Source organism: Alkaliphilus peptidifermentans DSM 18978 (genome assembly GCF_900101495.1).
Taxonomy (GTDB): domain Bacteria; phylum Bacillota; class Clostridia; order Peptostreptococcales; family Natronincolaceae; genus Alkaliphilus_C; species Alkaliphilus_C peptidifermentans.
In genome coordinates, this window is sequence record NZ_FMUS01000003.1 from 189,558 (window position 1) to 213,788 (window position 24,231).

Genomic DNA, 24,231 nt, shown 5'->3' on the forward strand with positions numbered 1-24,231 from the left:
CTTTTTAGTATAGAATTAATTACATTGGATAACAGAAACTAGAAATATTTTCTTGATGAATTTTGGTTAATTTTGTATAATGTCAATATAAGCTGTAAAAATATTCAAATAATTATCGAAAAATAATACCTAAATATATAAATAAGGATGGTTAGCCAATGGAAAATATAAATTTAACAAACTATAAAATTGTAGACACCTTTAAAGAAACTGAAAAACAGAAAATTTATATTGGAACCAGCTTAGACATAGATGGTAAGATGGTAATCATTAATGTTATAACAGATGAAGCTATTATAAATGTAATAAATTCAGTGGAAGAAGCATTTTTGATAGCTACACTAGATAACCTATTATTAGTGAAAAAAGAAGAAAACTCTATAATTCTTGTTACTGGTCTTAAGGATGCTACACCGCTTGAAGGCTTTATTGAGGACAATCTTTTGGCCTTAAAAACTCGTATGGACCTTGGTTTAGAATATTTAAAGCATATATTAAAATATGATCAACTGAATGATCCATTAAAGAGTGTGCTAGTGGATGAAGCTCAAATTGTGGTGGAGAATGATGATAAATTAGCCTTTGATGAGCTATTAATTATTGAAGATGAAATAGATGAAATAGATTTTAATCGAATAACTAGAAAAATAGGTACTGTGCTATATAAAATACTATTTTATGATGGTATGGAAACAACAAATCCATTGGTAACAGAGGAGTTAAATAAATTTATAGATGATCTTCAGCATAATTATCAACAATTCAATAATATCGAAAGGATTATGGAGGAATATAGAAAGCACTACATTTATTTCATATGCATGAACAATATCAACCAAGATGAGGAAGAGCCGAAGAAAAAGCCATTCTCTGGATTTGAATATGGTGGTAAGCCAAAGCCTGCCATAGGTAATAAGGCTATTGCAGTAGCTGCTATTGCTGTACTATTGACGGCAGGTATAGCCTATGGATTTAAGTATTTCAATTCAGAGGATACCCTTCAGCAACCTACTTTAGAAGAGCCAAATAACACCATAGCTGTAGCAGATTTTATAGTAGAAAAGGATGGACCCCATTGGAAATTTATTAATAGAAGCACGGCAGCGGATGGTGATACAATAGAAGAGTATAATTGGGAAGTTGCGAAAAATGGTGTTTTATTGGAAACATTGAAAACCCAAAATGTTACATTGGCCTTTAAGGAATCGGGCACCTATGAAGTCTCATTAACTGTTAAGGATAGTAATGATGAATGGAGCGAAAAATTTACTAAGGAAGTAGTTGTCTTATTGGAAGAAGATTATGAGGGTTTCAACAATAATACTGAAGGAACAGAAGGCAAATATGCATTTGAAATAAGCTACGATGAAGAAAAAATTCAAAAGGATACAGTTAACTATAGGAGAAATGATTATTCATATAAAATAGAAAATACATCTTTAACAGCATCCTTATCTATAGATGATGTTAAACTTGATACAACCGGTTTCTTAACCTTTTGGATTATGGGTAGTAAGGATGAACGTATCAGTGTAGAGCTTCAAATATATGATGACAAACAGAGGCTTATTGAAAAAGAAAGCATAATTCATAAGCTGCAATCCGATAATAATTGGGAAATGGTAAGGTTTCAGCTAGCTAAAGCCCATGCAGTGAAGCTGGTGTTAGCGGACTATAAAAATACTATTTGGATAGATGATATTAAATTTGAATTACTTAAATAAAAAGCTATAAAAAACACTAAGTGTTTTATATAGCTATTTTTGTTTATATAGGTCTATTAAAATTTGATTGTTTTTTCTCGTCTATTTTGCTTTTAGACTACTCACTATAAACTCTCAATTTTATTTCTTCTCATTTTTCCATTTTCAGCTTTTAATTTTCAGCCTTCAATTTTAAACTTTCAATTTTTAACTTTCCTTTTATATAGAATCCTTACTGGCAATTTGAAGTCCCCTCTTAGAAAAAATTCCAAATACAAACAATGGAATTACAAAGAAATTCACAAGTACTATGTAAGTATAGTAATTAAGCAGCTTAAATAATAGGAATAGGTTATCCCCTGCAAAGTAGGCACAGATGGCAACTACAATACTGATGCCATAAACCCAATATTTACTCTTCTGCTTCATTTCCCTCAATATACTAAGAAGTCCATAAAAGGTAATTACATACTTTAAGTACCACCCACCAACAATTTGAAGCATTACGAATAGCTCTCCCATTTCAAGAAAACGAAAATGGCTTACCAGCTGTGTCTGAAAAAGGTTGGGGTATGTCATGTAATTAATAAAATGAACATCAAAGGTCATAAAAAGCCCCGTTAAGGAAACAATATGTATTTGTAGTGCAAATAAAAGACCTATTACAACATAAAGTAAAAGGTTTTTGGTATCACCTAAACGTTTTAGTAGGGGAAAGATAACAATTACACCTGCAAAAAGCCCTAAAATTTGCCCAATGGATTTAATAAACCCAATTGTAACACCTCTTTCAAAGACTGGCAATAGATAGGCCACTTCCTTGTATTTTACTGTCAATATGGCCAAATTAATACCAGAAATGGTTACTAAAACAATACCAATTAAGGTTACTATTATTATGGCTACCAAATCCTTTTTTACTGTATAGAGGGTAGATGTAAGAAATAATAAAAGAAAAAACCATACAGGGGTGTCCATCAAAAGATGATTATGTAGTGCATTAGAATAAACTGCTGCGCTTTCTACAAGGGTTAAAAAAAGTGTTAACAATAAAAACCCAATAAAAATGTTCCCCATGGGCTTTCCAAGGGCAGAGGTATAAATATCATAAAGATTAAAGCAATTATGTTTTAAACTGGCTTTAATAACATATACTAGAAACAATGTCATGATAATTGAAGCAATAATCATTGCAATCCAGCTTTCTCTACCACCATTCTTAGTGTAAATAGTTGGATAGGTTTTAGCTGAAACAATAATTGTAGCTAGAATGAAAAAAGGTACATGCTTTGAATTTATTTGATCCATAAGTAAACTCCTTTAATAATAATTTTTAAGCTTTATACTAGTAATTTATCCCAATATAGCCTTTTTATACTATCAGATCATTATAAGGAAGTGACGTTATGGGTAAACGACATATCTATGAAAATAGGTTTCATAAACGAATAGAAGAAATAAGGACAAAACTTAAAAATAACTATGATATAAAATTTAGGGAGCTGGAAATTGACCTAGGTAAAGTCTGTGTTATTTTTTGTGAAAGCATTACAGATGCTACCTATATAAGTGAACATGTAATAATGCCCCTATTAAGTCAACAAAATAAGCCTGCCGATATTGAAGCAATAAAGGGAGAGGTTTTAAATGCGCATGTGGTTGAAAAAGTAGAAGATGATAAAGAAGCCATACTTCATATTGTTTCTGGAGATATTCTTATATTATTTAGTTTTTCTGAAGAAGTGCTTTTTTGCACTGCAAAGAAGTTTAATGTTAGGGCTATTGAAGAACCCCCTACAGAAACCGTAATTAAAGGCCCTAGAGAGGGCTTTAATGAAAACCTTTCAGATAATATTAGCTTAGTAAGAAAGAGAATTAAGAATGAAGATTTAAAGCTAGAACGTATTACCATAGGTAAAAAGAATAATGATGATATCGTTATGGTATATATTGAAGGTGTGGCACCACAAAAGCTTGTAGAATACATTCGACAAAACCTTAACAGTATTGATATTGACTATGTTTATAATGCTAATCCTATTGAAGAGAAGTTTAAGGCAAAGAATACCCCCTTTGATACAGTAGGCTATACAGAAAAACCCGATATATTTGTTTCTAAGCTTGTTGAAGGCAGAGTTGGAATTATAATTAATGGGACTCCCTTTGGTATATATGCACCATATTTTTTTATTGAAAATATTACTATGGCTGATGACTATTATTTAAATAAATATAAAGCAGATTATTTTAGAATTGTTAGATGGACAGCATTATTTATTGCACTTCTACTTCCAGGCCTTTACATTGCCATGACCACCCATCACTTTGGTCTAATACCATCAATTTTTGTGTTTAGATTGGCGGTGCTTAGGGCAGGAGTACCCTTTCCAACTATTGTAGAGGTTGGAGTAATGATGTTTTTCTTTCAATTACTTAGGGAAGCAGGAGTAAGATTACCTACGGCAATTGGTCCTGCCATTTCCATTGTTGGTGCATTAATATTAGGAGACGCTGCAATTCGATCGGGTTTGGCTTCTGAGGTTACAGTTTTAGTAATAGCACTCTCGTCTATTTCACTGTTTTTAATACCTAAGCTCCATGGCGCTTTATCCATATGGACCAACATACTAATATTTGGTTCTGCTATATTGGGACTACCGGGATTTTATATAGCCTTTATTTTATTCTGCACCCATTTGGCTGGTCTCACCAGCTGTGGTTACCCATATTTATATCCTTTAGGGACATTAAATAACTTTAGCTTTGGTGATACACTTCTACGGGGAGACTTAAACAAAATATCTAATAATATATTAAAGAGAGATGATAGCCCATGAGAAAAGCATTAATAATATTATTAGGCTGTATAATTATCTTTATAAGTACTAACTGTAGCTACGAGGATATCAACAGGATTATGTTTACCACAGCTATTATTATAGATGTGGAGGAAGAGGGAGATACCATAGTTTATCTTGAGGTATTTCATGCCTTTCGTAGCAACCAAACCAATTCAGAAAAGGGAGAACGTATTTTATACAAAACAGAAGGGAGAACCATCCGGGAATGCTTTATAAGCCTTGCCCAAAGCTCCAGTCAAAAAATAGATTTTAGTCAAAACAAGGTGATACTTTTTACAGAGAGGGTTGCCGAAGTGGGAATAAGTGAATACTTAGATTTCTTAGTTCGAGACCAGGAATTTATATTAAGACCCTATGTGGCAATATTAAGGGGTGACCCTATAGAATTTATTGAATTACCTATAAAGCAAAACGAGTATATAGGTTTATTCTTATTCGACATATTTGACAGGCCTTTAGCTTTTTTAACACCTCGACATTTGCAAATATATCAGCTTATTAACCAACGGGAAATGGGGAAAAATGTAACCTATATTACATCTGTCAGGTCAGATAAAAATCCACTGCAGGATAAAATCAGCAAGGACGAAGTGGCCATTCTGGAGAATGATAAGCTGGTAACCTTTATAGAGGCAGAAGAAAAAAGGGGTATGGCCTTTATGCTAAATTCTGCTAATAAAGGGATGCTGAATGTACCCCATCCCCAGATAGAAGGTAACTTTGTTGTTGTGGAGATACTAAGCAGCAAAACAAAAACCAATGTTTACTTTGATGGGGAAAGTATTCAGCTAAAGAAATCAATTAATACCAGAATAACACTAGATGCAGCCCAGGGAGGCATAATATTAGATGAAGAGATTATTAATTATATTCAACGTGAAACTGAAAAAAATATTACGAACAAATGCCATATGGTTTTTAATAAATTTAAAGAGCTAGAGGTGGATGCATTACAGGTTCAGGAGGTTTTTAAACGTCGTTATCCCACTGCAGATGTTGAAAATGCAATAACTATAACCAACCTTGAGGTGGAAACAACTGTCTTCTTAGAAGGTAGTAGTGGATTAACAGATTTTAATACCCAGCATATGCAAAAAGGATCCCATAATATACGTTAAAAACCCTATTGGACCTATAGAATGAAATGAATTTCGGACCCTAGACTGAATTTAAAATAGTCTGGGGTCCGTTTTGCTTAGATGATAACTCCTTTATAATTTAATTATAAAATAAAATTTATAAAGGAGTGTTGAATATGACTAAAACCTTTTGCATTAAAAATATTAGATTTAATATTAATATTGAAAAGCTAAGAAAAGATACCCTAATATCCGCAAAATTAAGTGAAGCGGAAAGAGAATTGAATTACCAAAGAATTCTAAAAGAAAAAGAAGAACAAATAGTTAAATACTCTCAATTTATGATCTAGCTTTTACTTGATATATTTATTGTAAAAAATTTCAGACTTTATGAAAAGAAAATATAGAAAAGAACATTTGAATCTGTCATACTGAAGGAAGTGAAGAATTTTAAAGTGTTTAAGTTTTTGATTCTCTTACAAAAATGTTTATTGTATAATATAAACGTATCTATAAATCAGACGTTTTTGACATTTATAATGGGGGGTATATCTTTGAAAGAAAAAAGAGTAGGTAATATTACTGTTATAGCAGCCATTATTATTTTTTCGCTTAATTTTGTCAGTATGAAGTTTTTAGTGGAGCATATACCACCCTTCGGATTAATTTTTCTTAGATTTGCATTGGCTACTTTGTTTTTTAATATTATTCTGTTAGTAAAAAAGGATAAACAAGAAATAGCAAAGGAAGACAAAAGAACAATAATAGCAGCAGGCTTTGTTGGTGTAGTAATGTACTATTGCTTTCAAACAGTAGCTTTAAAATACATATCAGCTTCCCTAGCTGCCCTTATTTGTGGATTAATACCAATATTCACCTTATTTATCAAGGTAATAATGGATAAACGAAGGTTAGCACCATCAGAAATTGCTATTTTCCTACTATCATTGGTGGGAGTTTTTATGGTATTGGATATGAGTATAGGTGATCTTTTTAGCTCATCAGAGATAATTGGGTTTATACTTATGATCTTGGCTGTTTTCAGCTGGATTGCATATACATTATTAACCTATAGGCTACAGAATAAATATAATACCATTTTGTTAATTAGCAAGCAGTTTAACGCAGCAACAGTAATACTATTGTTTATTGCATTATTTGACCTTCCAAAGCTAATAATATCCTTTCAACAGGTTGAGGTTTTGCCTTCATTATTATTAAATCTTTTGTTTGTTGGAATTGTCTGTTCGGCTTTAGGCTATTTCTTCTACATTTATGGAATGGAGAGGATTGGTGTAGAGATTGCATCACTTTACATGAATTTACTACCAGCAGTAACTGCTATTGCAAGCTACTTCATATTACAGGAAGTAATGAATAAAACTCAAATTACTGGAATAATGGTTGTGCTCCTTTGCTTATATGCCAACGGCTATATTGATTGGCGAAGGGGGAAAAGCAGTATTAATGCAACTGAAAAAAGTATAATAAGAGAACAAAAAATCTAGAGCTGCCACAACTCTAGATTTTTTATATATATTGTTTTTTACTACTTTATACTCTTCACTCTTTTTTTAAATTCTCAATTCTCAATTCTCAATTCTCAATTCTCAAGTTTTCAACTCTTAACTCTTAACTCTTAACTCTTAACTCTTAATTCTCAACTTTCAACTCTTAACTCTTAATCCTTAACTCTCAACTGTATCACAGGTTCCCACCATAGGTAAGATAACGCCATACCCACTCAAATGGTCCATACTTATGCTTTTGGAGCCATGCCTTACTAAAAAATATTTGTGCAGTGTAAATTAAAACAGTAAATAGTATACCAGTAGCAATGCTGGCTTTGTTTAACAGACCTAAGCCATATCCATAGAAAATTAATGAGCCGATAATGCATTGAACTAAATAATTAGTGAGGGCCATTTGTCCCATATAGCTAAGGGGTGTAAGGGCCTTTTTAAAGGCTGATTTTTGGTATAAAAGCACAAGACTTGTAATATAGAAAAGTGAAAGAAATACGGTGGATATCTCCTTAAATAATGTAATGGAGCTTTTATATAATAATGGATTCAAATTAATAATATTAAATTGAATAAGCACATAAACTAAGGTAGATAAAGCACCTATTATTCCGCCAAGCCTCCAGGTTTTTCTAATCAGTTTTAGATTATCCTCAATATTACTAAATATCTTTCTTTTGCCAACATAAAATCCAATCAAAAACATACCAAGTATTTTAGGTATTAAAAAAACAAGGTTCGATGCAATCACAGGCAATTCAGTTTTCATTCTATAGGAAACTATTTCTCTAAAGGAGCCGTAACTATATAACTGTATAGACTCTTCCATTTGCAAATATATGTGACTGTTGTAGGCAATCATGGCTTCCTCATCAAGTATTACTGAAACTAAGTCATTTAATAATGTAAAACCACTGAATATTATTGTAGATATGATAAGTAACGTTATAATCCAGTTTCTAATGGTCTTTAAGCTGGTGTTTTTAAAAAGTAGTAATATAAAGCCGATTAGTCCATATACATGCAAGATGTCACCGTACCATACAAGAGTAAAATTTAGTATACCAAACAAAAACAGAAAAAATGATCTTCTAGCAAATAATTTTCGTGGTGAATTGGTTTTTGCTTCAGCTCTTTCAATAAAAATATAGAAGCCTAAGCCAAACAAAAACGAAAAGATTGTATAAAACTTACCCTCTGCAAAAATTTGAATGAATAAGGCCGATAGCCTATCTGATAATGTACTCAATGCCAATGGATTAGATAGAGGTGCAGCAAAAGCTGCCTCCGTGTACAATGTAGAATTAAACATTGCTATATTTACTAGGAGCACACCGAAAAGAGCGAACCCCCTTACTATGTCCAATTCCTTAATTCTCTCTCCTGAAGAAACTGGTTTAACTATTTTTGAATTAATTTCAGACAATTTAATCCCCTCCATTTTTAATTCTAATTACCTCATATAATTTTTATTATATCAAAAAACATCTAAAGAATATGTTAACAATATAAAAACAACCATAAATTTGATGTTTCAGTGAGAGATCAAAATAGTAGAGATTTTTTACTTTTGGATATTTTTACGTATTCAACACTACTAAAATATTCCAATAGATATAAATTTCAAGCAAAAATAACTCTAAACAATTGTACAAGCGACATTTTTTATGTATAATAAATATCAATATAATCATAAATATGCACTTATCATTCTGTATTTAATTATGGAGGGCAACGCATGCAAAAAGCACATATGGAGTTAGATGAGTACAATGAATTATATCAGAAGGTAGTAGAAGCTATTGAGGCAGTAATAGGGCTTGATGTTACTATAATGAATGAAAATATGAGAAGAATTGCAGGAACAGGTCTGCATAAAGAACTTATAGATGAAAAAATTGACATAAGCTCAGCATTTGGAAGATGTCTTACTTCAGGCCGTGTTCAGGTAATATCTGACAGATTTGAGGATGGATCTCTTTGTAGTAGTTGTCCAAGGGCAACTGTATGTACAGAGAAGGCATCAATTTGTGTACCTATAAAGCAAGGAGATAAACCTATAGGAGTACTTGGAATAACTGCATTTAATCAGATCCATAAACATAGAATTGTAGATAACTGGGAAGTTTATGTCAATTATCTTGAAAAAATGGCATTATTGATTGAAGCTAAATATTCAGAGCACCAGAGTAATATAGAAAAAAAGAAAATATCTGCAAGGATGACAGGGATACTAAATACAATAAATTCCGGTGTAGTATTGTACGATAAGGAAGGTAAAGTTCTTTATAAGAATAAATCACTTATACGAATTCTCAGAGAAATAGGGATTGAAGATGAAGACGAATTTGTGAAGGAAATAAGAAAGAACAAACTACTCCAGAGTCTCTTGGATAATGATGAATGTGCTCATCCATGCGAGATTGCAATAGACATACTTGGAGTAAAATATAATCTTTTAGTTACAATTACTTATTTAAAGATTTCTGGTTACAGTAATGAAGTTATGCTTACAATCCAAAATATTAATTATTTTAAGAAACAGGTAATGCAAACAATAGAAAAAAACCAAGTCAGACTAAAGTTTGAAAACATATTGGGAATATCACCAAACTTTTGCGAGGTGAAGCGTCTGGCAGAGAAAGCTGCTTTATCAGATTCAAATATATTGATACTAGGTGAAAGTGGAACAGGGAAGGAACTTTTTGCAAGAGCTATTCATAACTACAGTGATAGAAAGGATTATGCATTTGTCCCAATAAATTGTGGAGCTATACCAGACGAATTATTTGAAAGTGAGCTGTTTGGGTATGAAAAAGGTGCATTTACAGGTGCATTCTCCAACAAAATTGGGAAGTTTGAAATTGCAGATAGAGGTACAGTTTTCCTTGATGAAATAAGCGAAATGCCTTATAGATTACAGGTGAAGCTCCTTAGAATTCTCCAGGAAAAGGAAGTATCAAGAATAGGTAGCAATATTGTCCATAAAATTGATATTAAAATAATTGCAGCCTCCAATGTTGATCTCAAAAAGCGGGTTAAAGAAGGTCTATTTAGAGAAGATCTATATTATAGATTAAATGTTATACCTTTAAATATACCTCCACTGAGAGACCGGCAGGATGATATAATATTTATTACAAACCACTATGTGAAATATTATTCAGGAATGCTTAAAAATGATATCAAGGGAATTAGTCAACAGGCATTAGGATTGTTGTTGGAATATTCATGGCCTGGAAATATACGGGAGCTTCAGAATCTTGTAGAATATGCTGTTAATTTTGAAACAAGTAATTTTATCAGCAAAAAAGTAATTGAAAAAAGGCTGCTTTCAAATCAGGATAATTGCAAAACCAACAGACTACATAGTAAAAAATCTTTAGAAGATTGCTTGAGTGAAGTAGAAAAAGAGATTATTTGCTCTAGTATAAAACAACATTCTAATTTTGGTAACAGAGAGTATGTCATCAAACAGGTGTGTAAAGAATTGAAAATAAGCAGAGCAACCTTATATCGGAAGATTAATAACCACGGAATATGTCTCAACAATGAGACGAGTCTCATTGTTGAGACATAAATGACTTTTGTTGTAGAATCAATACGTCTAGTATTCTAAGCTGAAAACGAGTCTCTTAAATGAGACTCGTTTTTTATGTTAAGCATTGAAATTAAGCGCTTTAAAAGTGGCACAAATTTTGCATCTTAAAATAAAAAAGATGTCCTAGCTGCCGCTGCTCCATTATATCTCATGGGAGGAGGACATTAATAAATTTCATTGGAGGAGAAGACGACATGAAAAAAATAATTCTGTTTGGAAGTAAGCATTGACCCGGTTGTCAACCTATGAAAGAGTTTCTTTCAAATGAAGAAATAAAATTTGTATATCTTGATATTTCAGAAAATATGCTTAACTTAAAGATGTTTCTAAAATATAGAGATAGCTTTCCTCAATTCTCAGATATAAAGGAGTCTGGAAGAGTTGGGTTGCCTTGTATTGTTATAAATAATGGAGAGGACATTATATTTGATAAATCTTTGCTGGATATTGATGCCTTGAAGTTACAATAAAGGAGGATTCTGATGATGGATAGAGGAGTGGGTGCAACCTTTGAAAAAATGTATAAACACCTTATCTATAGAGTATTATTAATAGTTTTTGGAATTTTGTCATTACCAATTGTTTTGATAAAGTATTTCAAGGACAAAATGGAAAATCAGCAAGAAGTAATCAAAAAATCAATTGTCAGCAGACTGGAAAAAGAAGGAGTAAAAGCTAATATAACAGAAACAGCAAGAGAACAGGCTAAAAGGAAACAGGAATTTTTCAATAGAAATCTAAGCTCTGCAGAATTTGAAAAACAGGTGAATATTATAATAAATAAGCAGTTTGAAGAAAGGGTTAGTAACGAGCTTATTTTATATCAGCAAAAAGGAGAGGTATCTGCAGTAACTATTTGTAGCTCCTTTAGTAAGCTTCTGGAAAATAGATTATTTTTTATTTATTCTTTAATATTTTCCTTTCCTATGTATATTCTAATTGCACTATACAAAAATCCATATGCAAAGTATATATCAGAAAGATTATTTATGATGATATTCGTAATTTTTGGAGTAACTTGGTTGGTTTTTACCATTCTATACTTATCTCCTATGAATCCTGCTGTAAATATTCTTGGGCAAACTGCTACTCCTGAGCAGGTAGAACAATTTAATGCTGTTTATGGTCTAGACAAACCTTATATAGTTCAGCTTTTAAATACCTTCAAAAGCTTGTTTACATTCGATCTTGGGAAATCATACGTAGGAAATGAGGATGTTTTTACAGCAATAATGAGAAAGTTTCCGGTAACGCTTCAGGTTACCTTTGCATCTCTTTTTATAGCAATTATAATTGCTATTCCAGCAGGTATTGTGTCAGCTATTAAACAATACTCATCCTTTGACTATACATTTATGTTATTTGCTCTACTGGGACTATCAATTCCGAACTTCTGGTTAGGGTTGATACTGATACTTAATTTTTCTATAAGATTACAGTGGTTGCCTGCAACATTTATGGTAGGCAATTGGAAGACTCTGATAATGCCAAGTATAGTGCTTGGAACCGGACTTGCTGCAAGCGTTGCGCGGATGACGCGGTCATCAATGCTGGAAGTTAAAAATATGGATTATGTGTTTACTGCAAGAGCAAAGGGATTAAGCGAGTGGAAGGTTATCACTAGGCATATTTTGGCAAATGCAATGATTCCAATAATAACTGTTATAGGTCTACAATTTGGCGGTATGCTTGGAGGATCTGCTGTTACAGAGAAGGTATTTAACATTAATGGGGTAGGAAGCTTTATAGTAGACAAGCAATTTGTACCTGATATTCCAATAGTTTTAGCAGGTGTTGTGTATGTAGCTGTAATTATTAGTTTAGCTAATCTTTTAGTAGATTTAATCTATGCATTTTTAGATCCCAGGATTAAATCGAAAATGAAGTCTTATTAAGGAGATAATGGTCTATGGAAAATAAACATTACTATAAAAGAATTAATGGAAGGAAATTAAATAGATTTCAGGAGCATAGCATTGTATCCTATTCATGGGGTGTATCATTTATTTTGTCTATTGCAATGCTTATATTTAGTTATGATATTGTTACAAGGCAAATTGAATCATTCATCGCTTCTTTAGCATTTGTGTTTTTAGGTACAGGTATTATTCAATTCCTTATTTCATTAAGGGTTAAGAATGAAATACTTAAGTTTAACGAGATTAAGGGATCTACAAGGAAGCTAGGGTATCTGCTGCTGATTATGGGAGCTACTGGAAACATCTTCTCCATAATTGCAGGTTTTACCCTAATAAGAAAGGACAGAACTATAGAGTATACAATTTCAATTTATTCAATAATGACAACTATTGCAATAATGGTAATATCTTCTCTGAATATATTTAAGGAGTATGTAGCTAATAATTTTTTTATTGGGATTATTATATTGGGACTCCTATCCTTATACTACATTTTTATGATGTATATGGTGACAAAGCATATTAATGGGAAAAGGGTTGATAAAAAGCTTATACCACTGACAGTTCCCCTCTTGGGAAGTATACTAATTGGCAATTTCTTTGCTTTTGTTTTAGGGTTGATCATAATAAGCAAGTATAGGCATAAAGATGATGAAATATCTATTGAGTGGATCAGTGTTTTAAGGAGACTGTTTAGAAATTATATGTCAGTTATTGGCATGTTTTTTGTAGTGCTGCTAATATCACTTTCAATTTGCAGTAACATGACATTCGATTATTCACTAGCCATTGATAATAATTATTCTTCACTGCTTCAGACTCCTTCACTGGAGTATCCCTTTGGAACAGATAATTATGGAAGATGTGTTTTTACAAGAATCGTATTTGGTGCAAGAATATCTCTTGTAGTTGGTATTATAGCTACAATGGTTCCAATTGTTATTGGTGGGATATTGGGAGCACTTGCAGGATACTATGGTAAAAGAACTGATAATACTATAATGAGAATACTTGATATTTTATATGCTGTACCGGGAATCCTCCTTGCAATAGCGATAATTGCTGCTTTTGGTGCCAGTACAATGAATTTGATTTTGGCATTGAGTATTGGAGCTGTACCAATGTATGCCAGAACAGTAAGGGCTACTGTAATGAGTATAGCTAACCAGGAATTTGTTGAAGCTGCTAGAGCTTGTGGTGCAAGAAATTTCACCATAATATTCAAGCATATTATACCAAATTCGCTGGCACCTGTAATTGTAAGAGCAACACTGGGAATTGGCGGAGTGGTTCTGTCAACAAGCTCATTAAGTTATCTTGGATTAGGGGTGGAGCCACACATTCCAGAGTGGGGAAACATATTGAAAATTGGAAGTGGCTATCTTGAAACAAAACCTTACCTAGCTATTTTTCCAGGTTTGGCAATAATACTGATTGTTTTGGCCTTCAACTACTTTGGTGATGGTCTCAGAGACGCATTAGATCCGAAATTGAAATAAGTGAGGTGTTAATACTTGGAAAATACCAAAATATTGGAGATCAATAACTTGCATGTTCAATATATTACAGAGGAAGAAACTGTAAATGCCGTAAATGGTGTAAGTTTGTCTATTTGTAAGGGAGAAAGTCTGGGACTTGTTGGTGAAACCGGAGCAGGTAAAACTACTACAGCTTTATCAATCATGCAACTGGTACCTTATCCGCCTGGAATCATTACAGATGGTGAGATAATATTTGAAGGGAAAGACTTGATATTTAATACAGAAAGAGAAAATCAGGAAATGAGGGGAAATGGTATTTCTATGATATTCCAAGACCCTATGACATCCCTTAACCCTATCATGACAATAGGAGAACAACTACTAGAAGTAGTTCTAACCCACAAGAAGGTTACAAGAGAAGAAGGGAAGCGACAGGTTATTGAGCTTTTAAAAACAGTTGGAGTAAAAGAAGACAGATATAATGATTATCCTCATCAGTTTTCAGGAGGTATGAAGCAAAGAGTGGTAATTACTATGGCACTTCTTTGCAATCCAAAGCTACTTATTGCTGATGAACCAACAACAGCCCTTGACGTTACAATACAGGCACAGGTTTTGGATATAATCAGTGATTTACAGGTAAAATTCAACATGTCAATGATTCTCATTACCCATGATCTGGGAGTTGTTGCCGAAACTTGTGATAAAGTAGCAATTATGTATGCTGGTGAGATTATCGAAGCTGGTACAGTTGAAGATGTGTATACAGTAGCTAAACATCCATATACCAGAGGGTTATTTGAATCAATACCTAAATTAGATGATAAAAATGAAAAATTAGTCCCCATATCTGGAAGTACACCTAATGCTGTAGACTTACCCAGTGGATGCTATTTTCATCCGCGATGCAAGTATAAGCAGGAGATATGTGAGAGAGAATCACCCACTCTTAAGGGAGAAGGCCACCAGTATAAATGTCATTTTTCATTGTTTGAGAAGGAGGAATTAGGATGAAACCTTTAGTAGAGATTAAAAACTTAAAAAAATACTTTACTGTTCCAAATGGATACTTACACGCAGTGGATAATCTTAGTTTCTCGATCCCAGAAGGCGAAACTCTTGGAATTGTAGGGGAATCAGGCTGTGGAAAAAGTACTTTGGGAAGGGTTATCCTACGCCTTCATGAACCTACATCAGGTCAAATAGTTTATGATGGGATGGATATAACAACATTCAATGATGAAGAGATGAGGAAAATGAGAAAGCATATGCAGATTATTTTTCAAGATCCATATGCATCCTTGAACCCAAGATTCACTGTTTCTCAAATTATTGAGGAACCACTTAAACTTCATAAGATTTACAGTAATGATAAGGAAAGAAAAAAAAGGGTTGAAGATTTAATGGAATACGTAGGCTTATCAAAACGTGCTTATAACCTGTATCCACATGAATTTGACGGTGGAAGAAGGCAACGGGTGGTAATCGCAAGAGCACTTTCTGTAAATCCAAAGTTTATAGTATGTGATGAGCCTGTAAGTGCTTTGGATGTATCAGTTCAAGCACAAATACTGAACCTCATGATTGAACTTCAGGAAAAGCTTGGACTAACCTATATCTTTATTTCTCATGATTTATCAGTAGTAAAGCATATATCAACTAATATTGGCGTTATGTACTTGGGTCAGATGATTGAAAAAGCACCTAAAAATGAAATGTTTAAGAAGCCTTTACATCCATATACAATTGCATTGTTATCAGCAATTCCTTCAATAAATATACGTGAAAAGAAGAAAAAGATAATCCTTAAAGGTGAAATTGGATCGCCAATCAACCCAAAAGCAGGATGCCGTTTCTCACTAAGATGCCCATTTGCAGTGGAGCAGTGCGTATCATGTGATCCTGAGTTAATTGAGGTTGAAAAGAATCATTTTGTTTCTTGTTTTAGATATAAAGAAGTTATAGATGGGACATTGAAATATGAAACAAAATAAAGAGAGATATTATGGGGGGTGATTAAAAAGTAACTGATGTTCAAATTTCCACAATATAAAAAAATAAGGAGATGTAATAAATGAAAAAAATATTAAGCTTATTAATAATCGCTGTTCTATTACTGGGTATTATGACTGGGTGTAATGTTCAAACTAAGGATCAAGTTACGGGAGGAAATACATCTGAGACTTCAAACGAACCTGTTGATTTAAATTTGTTAGCTATGAGCAGTATGGAAAAGGATGCAAATATCCTAAGAGATCAGTTGTCAAAGGCTGGGTTCAATGTAAAGTTAAACATTCAGCCAGATTATAGTAGTTATGTAGGTCAGAAAGATGCTGGTAATTATGATATGGCTATTACTTCTTGGAATACAGTTACCGGGAATCCTGACTATGCCGTTAGATCTTTGTTTATCTCTAATGGAGATTATAACGACTATGGTCTTGTAAATGAAGAGATTGACAGACTAATTAATGAAGCAGCTACACAAACATCAGATCAATATGTGGCCACTTATAAAACTTTTGAAGAGGTTTTAGTAAAAGAGAATGCATATATTATTCCTCTTTACTCAAATTATAAGAGTCAGGCAGTAAACAATACAATTCTTAAGGTAGATAGTGTAAGATTAAGTAAATCAAGGTCATTACCTTGGGAAAATGTAGACTTCATTGATGAATCAAAGGGTAATTCTGAACCCCTCATTTTTAGTCAAACTATGCCTTCATTGACATCGTTGGATCCAATAAAAGGAAATGATGGTTCTATAAATATAATTAATACCAATATGTATGTTAGATTGGTTAACCTGACTGACAATGACGAAGTAACATCAGTAGGATCCCTTTCACACAATCATGCTATTGGAGAAGGAAACACAGAATACTATTTTATACTTAGAGATGATATAAATTTTGCAAAGGTTGACAATAAAAAAGCTGTAGATTCTGGAGAACTTGTGGCAGCTGAAGATGTTGTTTTCAGTATGGACAGAGCAAGAAATAAAGATTCAGTTCCTGATCATAGGACTTTTACACTACATTCCAGCATGGAAAAAATAGAAATTGTAACTGATTTAAAGGAATTGGAGTCTAAAAAACAGTCAGGAAACGCATCATCAATTAAAGATGGTCTTGAAGCAGGGTTATCAACTACTATTAAAGAGCTTGTAGCTGATAAAGCCCAGGTAAGCAATAAAGATGGGAAATATCAGGTTGTTAAGATAACCACAAACAAACCCTTCCCACAGGTATTGAATTATCTAGCACACCAATCTGCTGGTATAGTTTCCAAGAAACAAATTGAGGCTGTAAACACATATAATGTGGCTACATTTGATAGAAATAAAGATGTTGCTTATGGAGATCAAATGACCATTACAGAAGGAGCAACATATGACAACACTTTAATGACAAGCGGGCCATATATAGCTATTTACAAGAATGATTATGAGATAGCTTTTCAGAAGAATCCTGGTTATATGATAAGTACAAGCCATGAACCTAAAGTATCTAATATTGTTGTCAAGTTTATAAAAGATGCAGACAGCTCTCTATCAGCCTTTAGAAGTGGTGAAATTCACTTCTTGTACGGTATTCCTGAAGATAAATTTGAAATAGTTGAGAATGATTCTAAATTGACTCTACAAAAAAGACCAAACAACGCAGTAGTCTATGCATTTTTTAATATGAAGGGTGGAAGTGAATTTTCAGATGTTAATTTAAGAAAAGCTATTTTATATAATGTTAGTCAGGAAGAGTTTATTGCTGTATACAATAACTTGAAAATTAATGCTTACTCCACAGTAACTCCTCTTGTTGACACAGGAAATATTCACTTGAAAGATCATTCTAAGGCAAATGAATTCCTAAATATGTACTGGGAAAGTAAAGAATAAGCTCAACTAGTATTTTAAATGACTTTTTCTAGTGAGAAAATAATGTTAATCTCCATTTTTATCAGTAGGCCATATAGAATTATCGATAGTAATATTAAGATATAATATTATTACAAAAGAGACGGTAGTAAAAAAACTGTCTCTTTTTTTCAATGATTGTACAAATACTATTGGAATCTATTATTATAAAATATATTTGTTCTTCACCGAATCTAAGTAAGCCATGAAATTAAATATATACAACCTATAAATCATTAGTGTATAATTATTAATAATATTTATAGAACATATTAAAGTGACAATAAACCAAAGGATGAGAAGAGTGAATAGATGGAAAATGAATTAAAAACTAAATCGATTGATGAAAAGAAAATAGGTATAATGTATGGTATTATTGCCTTCACAGCATGGGGATTCTTACCACTATACTGGAAGCTTTTGAATCTGATTCCTGCTTTAGAAATATTGGCACATCGAATTACGTGGTCTTTTGTGTTTGTGTCAATACTCCTTTTAATAAAGGGTGATTATGGAAAAATAATGAATGTGCTGGCAAATAAAAGGAATACCATATTAATTGCTCTTGCCTCCCTGTTAATAAGTGTTAACTGGTTTACCTATATATGGGCAGTAAATTCAAACTATGTAGTTCAAGCAAGTATGGGTTATTATATTAATCCGTTGGTGGTTTCTTTATTAGGTATGGTAGTATTAAAGGAAAAATTCAATAGAGGGCAGATGGTGGCATTAGTACTGGCAACGATTGGTGTTTTAATACTAACAGTACAATATGGGAGTATACCTTGGATAGCGTTGATATTAGCCATTACCTTTGCATTTTACGGATTAGCTAAAAAAATGCTAGTTGTTGATGCCTTAACTGGTCTTGCTTTAGAAACTCTAATGATTACACCCTTTGCTTTATTTTTTATAATCACTAGACAAATTCAGGGAATCGGAAGCCTGTTGATAATTCCTATACCAGTGCTTATACTGTTAATGCTATCGGGGGTAGCAACAGCAACACCCCTACTTTGGTTTGCTAAGGGCACACAAAAAGTTGAGTTTTCAACAATTGGATTCCTGCAATACATCGCTCCTACAATTAGTCTGTTTCTAGGTGTATTTATTTTCAAAGAGGAATTTTCTTATACACACTTCATCAGCTTCAGCTTTATATGGGCAGCCTTAATAATTTATACAATATCAATAACTAGAGTCCATAGGCCCAAAATAGAAGGACAAAAGGCAGTTGTATCATCAAAGTAAACTTTTAACCAGATGAAAAAAATCCTTCTATATTTAATAATTAATAAAATAATAAGTAGCTTAAGTGTTTTTATAAAAAATTTAGGTTGCTTATTTTTTTGCCTATAAACTTTTTATGTTTAAGCCTTGATATACTAGCTATTTATTACAGAGCATTATATATAATTAAAAGAAATAGTACTTTATGACTAAATTCTACAAATATTGACAAAATTAGACAGAAATGTTATAATAATAACAAAAATGAATAGTGTTATATAGTACACACGATTAGCAAATTTATTATATATATATTTATTTGAGATACTACATAACTAATTATTTTTTTTATCTTTCTATATAAAAAACTAAAGGGGTGATTCTAATGAAAGGTATTAAAATGAAGTTGGTCGTTTATTTTTCTATACTTATTTTGGTAACATCTGCCTTATTGGGTTATAACTCTATTAGAACAACATCAAATGCTGTCATCGATGAGGTTAATAATGCATTAGAGCTATTAGCTGAAGAAGGTGCAAAGTTAATTGAAAGTCAGTTAAGTGTAGATGTTGCAGTGCTTGAGACCATTGCTAGAAGACAAGAAATTACCAGCATGGACTGGGAAACTCAGCAGGAAGTATTAAGCAGAGAATTTCAGAGCTTATCCTTTTTAGGTATGGGTGTTATTACTCCAAATGGTACTGCCAGCTATATTGATGGTAGTACAGCAGAGCTCGGAGATAGAGAATATGTGATAAGAGCATTCTCTGGAGAGTCAAATATTTCAGATGTTATAATAAGTCGTGTAACAAATTCTGCGGTTGTTATGTTGGCTGTACCAATTCTTGAAAATGGTAATGTTGTTGGGGTACTAATTGCTAGAGCAGATGGTGATTTTTTAAGTAATCTTACCGATGAAATGGGCTTAGGTACTCAAGGATATGGATATATGATTAACAGCAAAGGTACAATTATAGCAAGTCCAAATAGAGAAATGGTAGTAAATCAATTTAATCCAATAGAAGAGGCAAAAAGTGATATACAATTAAAGACCTATGCAGATACCTTTGAAAATATCTTACAGGGGCAAAGCAGAACAGGGAGCTATTCACTGGAAGGAATTGATCTTTTTTATGGCCATGCACCTGTATTAGGTACGGATTGGACTATGGTTATAACAGCAGCTGAAGAAGAGGTTTTGGCTGCATTACCAGCAATACAGAGGAATATTATCCTAATAACACTATTAATCTTATTAATAAGCATTATTATTTGCTATTTAATTGGTAATTCAATAGTAAAACCAATTCTAGCATTAGTACAGCATTCAAGAAAAATAGCTGACTTAGATCTTAGTGAGGATATATCACAGGGCTTCTTAAATAGAAAGGACGAGATTGGAACAATTGCAGTTGCTTTTCAAACAATTACAGCAAATTTTAGAGATTTTATAAAACAGATAGTAGAAAGCTCTCAACAGTTGGCAGCATCTTCAGAAGAGCTTACCTCAACCAGCCAGCAATCGGCTATGGCTGCAGAAGAAGTGGCGAAAACCATCGAAGAAATTGCTAAGGGTGCAACTGATCAAGCCAAAGATACAGAAGAGGGAGCTATACAGATTAATGATTTAGGTGAATTGATAGAAAAGGAACAGATGTATGTAATAGATTTAAATAATAGCACCAATGAAGTAAATAGCTTAAAAGAAGAAGGCTTTGAAATACTTAAAGACCTTGTTAATAAAACCGAGTTGAATACTAATGCATCTAACGAGATTCATGAAATGATTATTAATACAAACAATAGTGCTGAAAAAATTGAAAATGCAAGTCAAATGATTAAAAACATTGCAGAGCAAACAAACCTGTTGGCCTTAAATGCAGCTATTGAGGCAGCTAGAGCAGGTGAAGCAGGTAGAGGCTTCGCAGTAGTGGCAGAAGAAATAAGAAAGCTGGCAGAGGAATCTAATAGATTTACTGAAGAAATTGCTACAGTTATACAGGACTTAACAACAAAGACAGGGGATTCGGTAAATACAATTCAAGAGGTAGGTAAAATAGTAAAGTCTCAGTCAGAAAGCGTTAAAATGACTCAAGAAAAATTTGAAGGAATTGCACATTCAATTGAAAAGATGAAGGTTGTAATAGCGGATATTACAGAATCTAGTAATAGGATGGAAGAAAAAAAGAAGAAGATTATAAACATCATTCAAAATCTATCTGCCACCTCAGAAGAGAATGCAGCTGGTACACAAGAAGCATCGGCATCGGTGGAGGAGCAAACAGCTTCAATGGAGGAAATCTCATTTGCCAGTGATTCTTTAGCAAAGCTGGCAGAAGAAATGCAAACTAGTATTTCTAAGTTTAAGTACTAGTAACTATGTTATAAAAAAAGTTGATACTAATCAAGTATCAACTTTTTTTATTTAATAGAAAACATTCATGATGCAAAATCACCAAGTAAAATGCAAAATTCGATAATAATCTATAAATTTTGAAGGAATTACAAAACTAGAGTTGAATATATTAATATACTAAAATAAAATACATTTTTATAAAGATACTGGCAAACTTTTCGAAAGAAAAGGACGCAAAACTATGGGTCTAAGGGATATATTTTCCTATGATTGCCAAGTTACCTAATTATAATTTCTTTTTTAAAGAAGGTAACTAAATTATCTTCTTTATTTTTTAATAGGAAAGTCCTGCTTTTCTATTAAAACTGGGTTGTCAAGGGAGAGATCTCCCTTATGATCAATGAGGAGGATACAGCGAAGCGTCCTAAGGAACTCAATAGTAAGAAGTATGAAGTATCTATTTCTTTAATACTAACATGAGAGGGGTTCAAAAAAAATGAAAAAATTAAAATTTAAAATTGCAATAACTTTTTCTTTAATTAGTATTCTATTTTTTTTAATATCGGGATTAACATTATCCTATTTTACCAAATCGTCTCTAGCTGATATTTCTGAGGTGCTGAGCAACGAAATAGTAAAATCAAATTCTGAAACTATTGCCGAATACATAGCCGCAAGGATTAGTGAATTAAAACACATCGCAGAGTATGACAATATTAAAAATATGAATATAGAAGATTCTAAAGAGTTTTTAAAAAGAATAGCAAGCAATAGTGAATATGAATCTATTGCAATAGTAGAACCGAACGGAACAGCTTGGGCATCTACAGGTGCTACATTAGATTTGTCCAATAGCCCTTACATGCATGAAATATTTCAAAATGGAGCAGAAAGCTTTGTATCAGATCCTTTTTTAGCATTGTCATCAGGTAATATAATTGTTTCAATTGCACAAGTTGTAAAAGATTACGAAGGCAATAAAGTTGGTGTATTATCAGCAGCATTAACTTTAAGTGAAATTACAGCGATATCTGAAAGTATAAATATTGAAGAAGCAGGTTTTGGATGGATTGTGAATAGTAATGGTTTAATTATATCTCATAGAGATGATGATATTGCGATGGTGGAAAATTTAAATGATAATGAAGAGAGTACGTATGAAGCAGTTAAAAAATATAGTAATGAAATTTTAGGTAATGAAGATGGTATAATTGAAGTTACTATAAATGGTGAGGAGGTTTATTTATTCTATTCCCTAATAGATAATACTCTAGATTGGCGATTAATTGTAGAAATACCTAAAAGTCTACTGTTAAGCAAAACAGATAATCTGTATAAACTTTTTGTAATATTAATGTTATTTATATCAATTATTATGGTGTTAGCTTCATTAATAGTTTCAAATTTTATAACTAAACCAATAACAGAAATAATAAAATACAGTGAAAAAATATCAGAACTGGATTTCACTAATGAATTACCTCAAAGGTTAGTATATAGAGAGGATGAAATTGGCTCTTTAGCAATGACATTCCAGTCTATTACAGTTAATTTCAGTAAATTTTTTAAACAAGTAGTAGAAACCTCACAGCAAGTGGCAGCATCATCGGAAGAACTTACCACAATTAGTCAGCAATCGGCTATGGCTGCAGAAGAGGTGGCGAAAACCATTGAGGAAATAGCTAAAGGGGCAACCGATCAAGCCAGAGATACAGAAGAGGGAGCTATACAGATTAATGATTTAGGTGAATTGATAGAAAAGGAACAGATGTATGTAATAGATTTAAATAATAGCACCAATGAAGTAAATAGCTTAAAAGAAGAAGGCTTTGTAATAGTTAAAGACCTTGTTGATAAAACCGAGATGAATACTAAAGCATCTAAAGAGATACATGAAATGATCATTAACACAAACGAGAGTGCAGAAAAAATAGAGAATGCAAGCCAAATGATTAAAAACATTGCTGAACAAACAAATCTATTGGCCCTAAATGCGGCTATAGAGGCAGCCAGAGCAGGTGAAGCGGGTAGAGGCTTTGCGGTAGTGGCAGAAGAAATAAGAAAGCTGGCAGAGGAATCTAATAGATTTACTGAAGAAATTGCTACAGTTACTAAACCTACTCAGGACTTAACAACAAAGACAGGAGCTTCAGTAAATACAATTCAAGAGGTAGGTAAAATAGTAAAGTCTCAGTCGGAAAGCGTTAAAATGACTCAAGAAAAATTTGAAGGAATTGCACATTCAATTGAAAAGATGAAGGCTGTAATAGCGGATATTACAGAATCTAGCAATAGAATGGAAGAAAAAAAGAAGAAGATTATAAACATCATTCAAAACCTATCCGCAACCTCAGAAGAAAATGCAGCTGGTACACAAGAAGCATCGGCATCGGTGGAGGAGCAAACAGCTTCAATGGAGGAAATCTCATTTGCCAGTGATTCTTTAGCAAAGCTGGCAGAAGAAATGCAAGCTAGTATTTCTAAGTTTAAGTACTAATAGCTAGTTGTTGAATAATCAACCTTCAACAGTCTAAATAGATAGTAATAATACGAAAGTATTATTAC

At 32.7% G+C, this 24,231-nt stretch carries 17 protein-coding genes and 1 riboswitch; of the genes, 15 read left to right on the plus strand and 2 right to left on the minus strand.

The genetic code is table 11. The annotated features are described in order from the left end of the window. Positions 1-158 precede the first annotated feature (158 nt). The gene (locus BLP68_RS03770; RefSeq protein WP_091540178.1) at positions 159-1,724 is read left to right on the plus strand and encodes a PKD domain-containing protein; all 1,566 of its coding nucleotides are present in this window, start codon (positions 159-161) and stop codon (positions 1,722-1,724) included. 198 nt (positions 1,725-1,922) lie between these two features. Here the strand turns inward: BLP68_RS03770 and BLP68_RS03775 are convergent, their stop codons facing one another. Next, positions 1,923-3,011, minus strand: a complete 1,089-nt coding sequence (locus tag BLP68_RS03775) for an endospore germination permease (RefSeq protein WP_091540180.1) — start codon at positions 3,009-3,011, stop codon at positions 1,923-1,925. A 98-nt stretch (positions 3,012-3,109) separates the two neighbouring features. Here BLP68_RS03775 and BLP68_RS03780 point away from each other — a divergent pair, with 98 nt between their 5' ends. The 4 genes from BLP68_RS03780 (at position 3,110) to BLP68_RS03790 (ending at position 7,151) form a co-directional block, all read left to right on the plus strand. Then, a complete protein-coding gene (locus tag BLP68_RS03780; RefSeq protein ID WP_091540184.1) occupies positions 3,110-4,540 on the plus strand; it encodes a spore germination protein in 1,431 nt (476 codons plus the stop codon). Next, complete coding sequence (locus BLP68_RS03785) at positions 4,537-5,682, plus strand: Ger(x)C family spore germination protein (RefSeq protein ID WP_091540187.1); 1,146 nt, start codon at positions 4,537-4,539, stop codon at positions 5,680-5,682. The genes BLP68_RS03780 and BLP68_RS03785 overlap by 4 nt, the downstream gene beginning before the upstream one ends. Before the next feature lie 137 nt (positions 5,683-5,819). Next, positions 5,820-5,993, plus strand: a complete 174-nt coding sequence (locus BLP68_RS21630; protein WP_176758855.1) for a hypothetical protein — start codon at positions 5,820-5,822, stop codon at positions 5,991-5,993. Between the two features lie 204 nt (positions 5,994-6,197). Next, positions 6,198-7,151: a DMT family transporter gene (locus BLP68_RS03790; protein ID WP_176758856.1), complete on the plus strand. Its 954-nt coding sequence runs from the start codon at positions 6,198-6,200 to the stop codon at positions 7,149-7,151. 196 nt (positions 7,152-7,347) lie between these two features. Here BLP68_RS03790 and BLP68_RS03795 read toward each other — a convergent pair whose 3' ends face one another. Next, positions 7,348-8,592: a DUF418 domain-containing protein gene (locus tag BLP68_RS03795; RefSeq protein WP_176758857.1), complete on the minus strand. Its 1,245-nt coding sequence runs from the start codon at positions 8,590-8,592 to the stop codon at positions 7,348-7,350. Between the two features lie 312 nt (positions 8,593-8,904). Here BLP68_RS03795 and BLP68_RS03800 point away from each other — a divergent pair, with 312 nt between their 5' ends. The 10 genes from BLP68_RS03800 to BLP68_RS03845 all read left to right on the plus strand — a co-directional run bounded on the left by BLP68_RS03800 (position 8,905) and on the right by BLP68_RS03845 (position 24,163). Beyond that, positions 8,905-10,746, plus strand: coding sequence for a sigma-54-dependent Fis family transcriptional regulator (locus BLP68_RS03800; RefSeq protein WP_091540195.1), 1,842 nt, complete (start codon positions 8,905-8,907; stop codon positions 10,744-10,746). 266 nt (positions 10,747-11,012) lie between these two features. Further along, entirely contained in the window at positions 11,013-11,237 is a 225-nt protein-coding gene (locus tag BLP68_RS03805) for a hypothetical protein (RefSeq protein ID WP_091540198.1), read from the plus strand. Positions 11,238-11,249: 12 nt separating this feature from the next. Further along, on the plus strand, positions 11,250-12,662 hold the full coding sequence (locus BLP68_RS03810) for an ABC transporter permease (RefSeq protein ID WP_091540201.1): 1,413 nt from the start codon (positions 11,250-11,252) through the stop codon (positions 12,660-12,662). 14 nt (positions 12,663-12,676) lie between these two features. Beyond that, positions 12,677-14,185, plus strand: coding sequence for an ABC transporter permease (locus BLP68_RS03815; protein WP_091540203.1), 1,509 nt, complete (start codon positions 12,677-12,679; stop codon positions 14,183-14,185). Positions 14,186-14,200: 15 nt separating this feature from the next. Beyond that, entirely contained in the window at positions 14,201-15,181 is a 981-nt protein-coding gene (locus BLP68_RS03820; protein ID WP_091540205.1) for an ABC transporter ATP-binding protein, read from the plus strand. Beyond that, on the plus strand, positions 15,178-16,161 hold the full coding sequence (locus BLP68_RS03825) for an ABC transporter ATP-binding protein (RefSeq protein WP_091540208.1): 984 nt from the start codon (positions 15,178-15,180) through the stop codon (positions 16,159-16,161). The genes BLP68_RS03820 and BLP68_RS03825 overlap by 4 nt, the downstream gene beginning before the upstream one ends. 80 nt (positions 16,162-16,241) lie before the next feature. Next, positions 16,242-18,062, plus strand: a complete 1,821-nt coding sequence (locus BLP68_RS03830) for an ABC transporter substrate-binding protein (protein WP_091540211.1) — start codon at positions 16,242-16,244, stop codon at positions 18,060-18,062. A gap of 330 nt (positions 18,063-18,392) precedes the next feature. Next, positions 18,393-19,331: an EamA family transporter RarD gene (rarD, locus tag BLP68_RS03835; protein ID WP_242876895.1), complete on the plus strand. Its 939-nt coding sequence runs from the start codon at positions 18,393-18,395 to the stop codon at positions 19,329-19,331. 364 nt (positions 19,332-19,695) lie between these two features. Further along, complete coding sequence (locus BLP68_RS03840; protein ID WP_091540212.1) at positions 19,696-21,684, plus strand: methyl-accepting chemotaxis protein; 1,989 nt, start codon at positions 19,696-19,698, stop codon at positions 21,682-21,684. 180 nt (positions 21,685-21,864) lie between these two features. After that, positions 21,865-21,952: riboswitch (cyclic di-GMP riboswitch) on the plus strand. 210 nt (positions 21,953-22,162) lie between these two features. Further along, on the plus strand, positions 22,163-24,163 hold the full coding sequence (locus tag BLP68_RS03845; protein ID WP_091540215.1) for a methyl-accepting chemotaxis protein: 2,001 nt from the start codon (positions 22,163-22,165) through the stop codon (positions 24,161-24,163). Positions 24,164-24,231 lie beyond the last annotated feature (68 nt).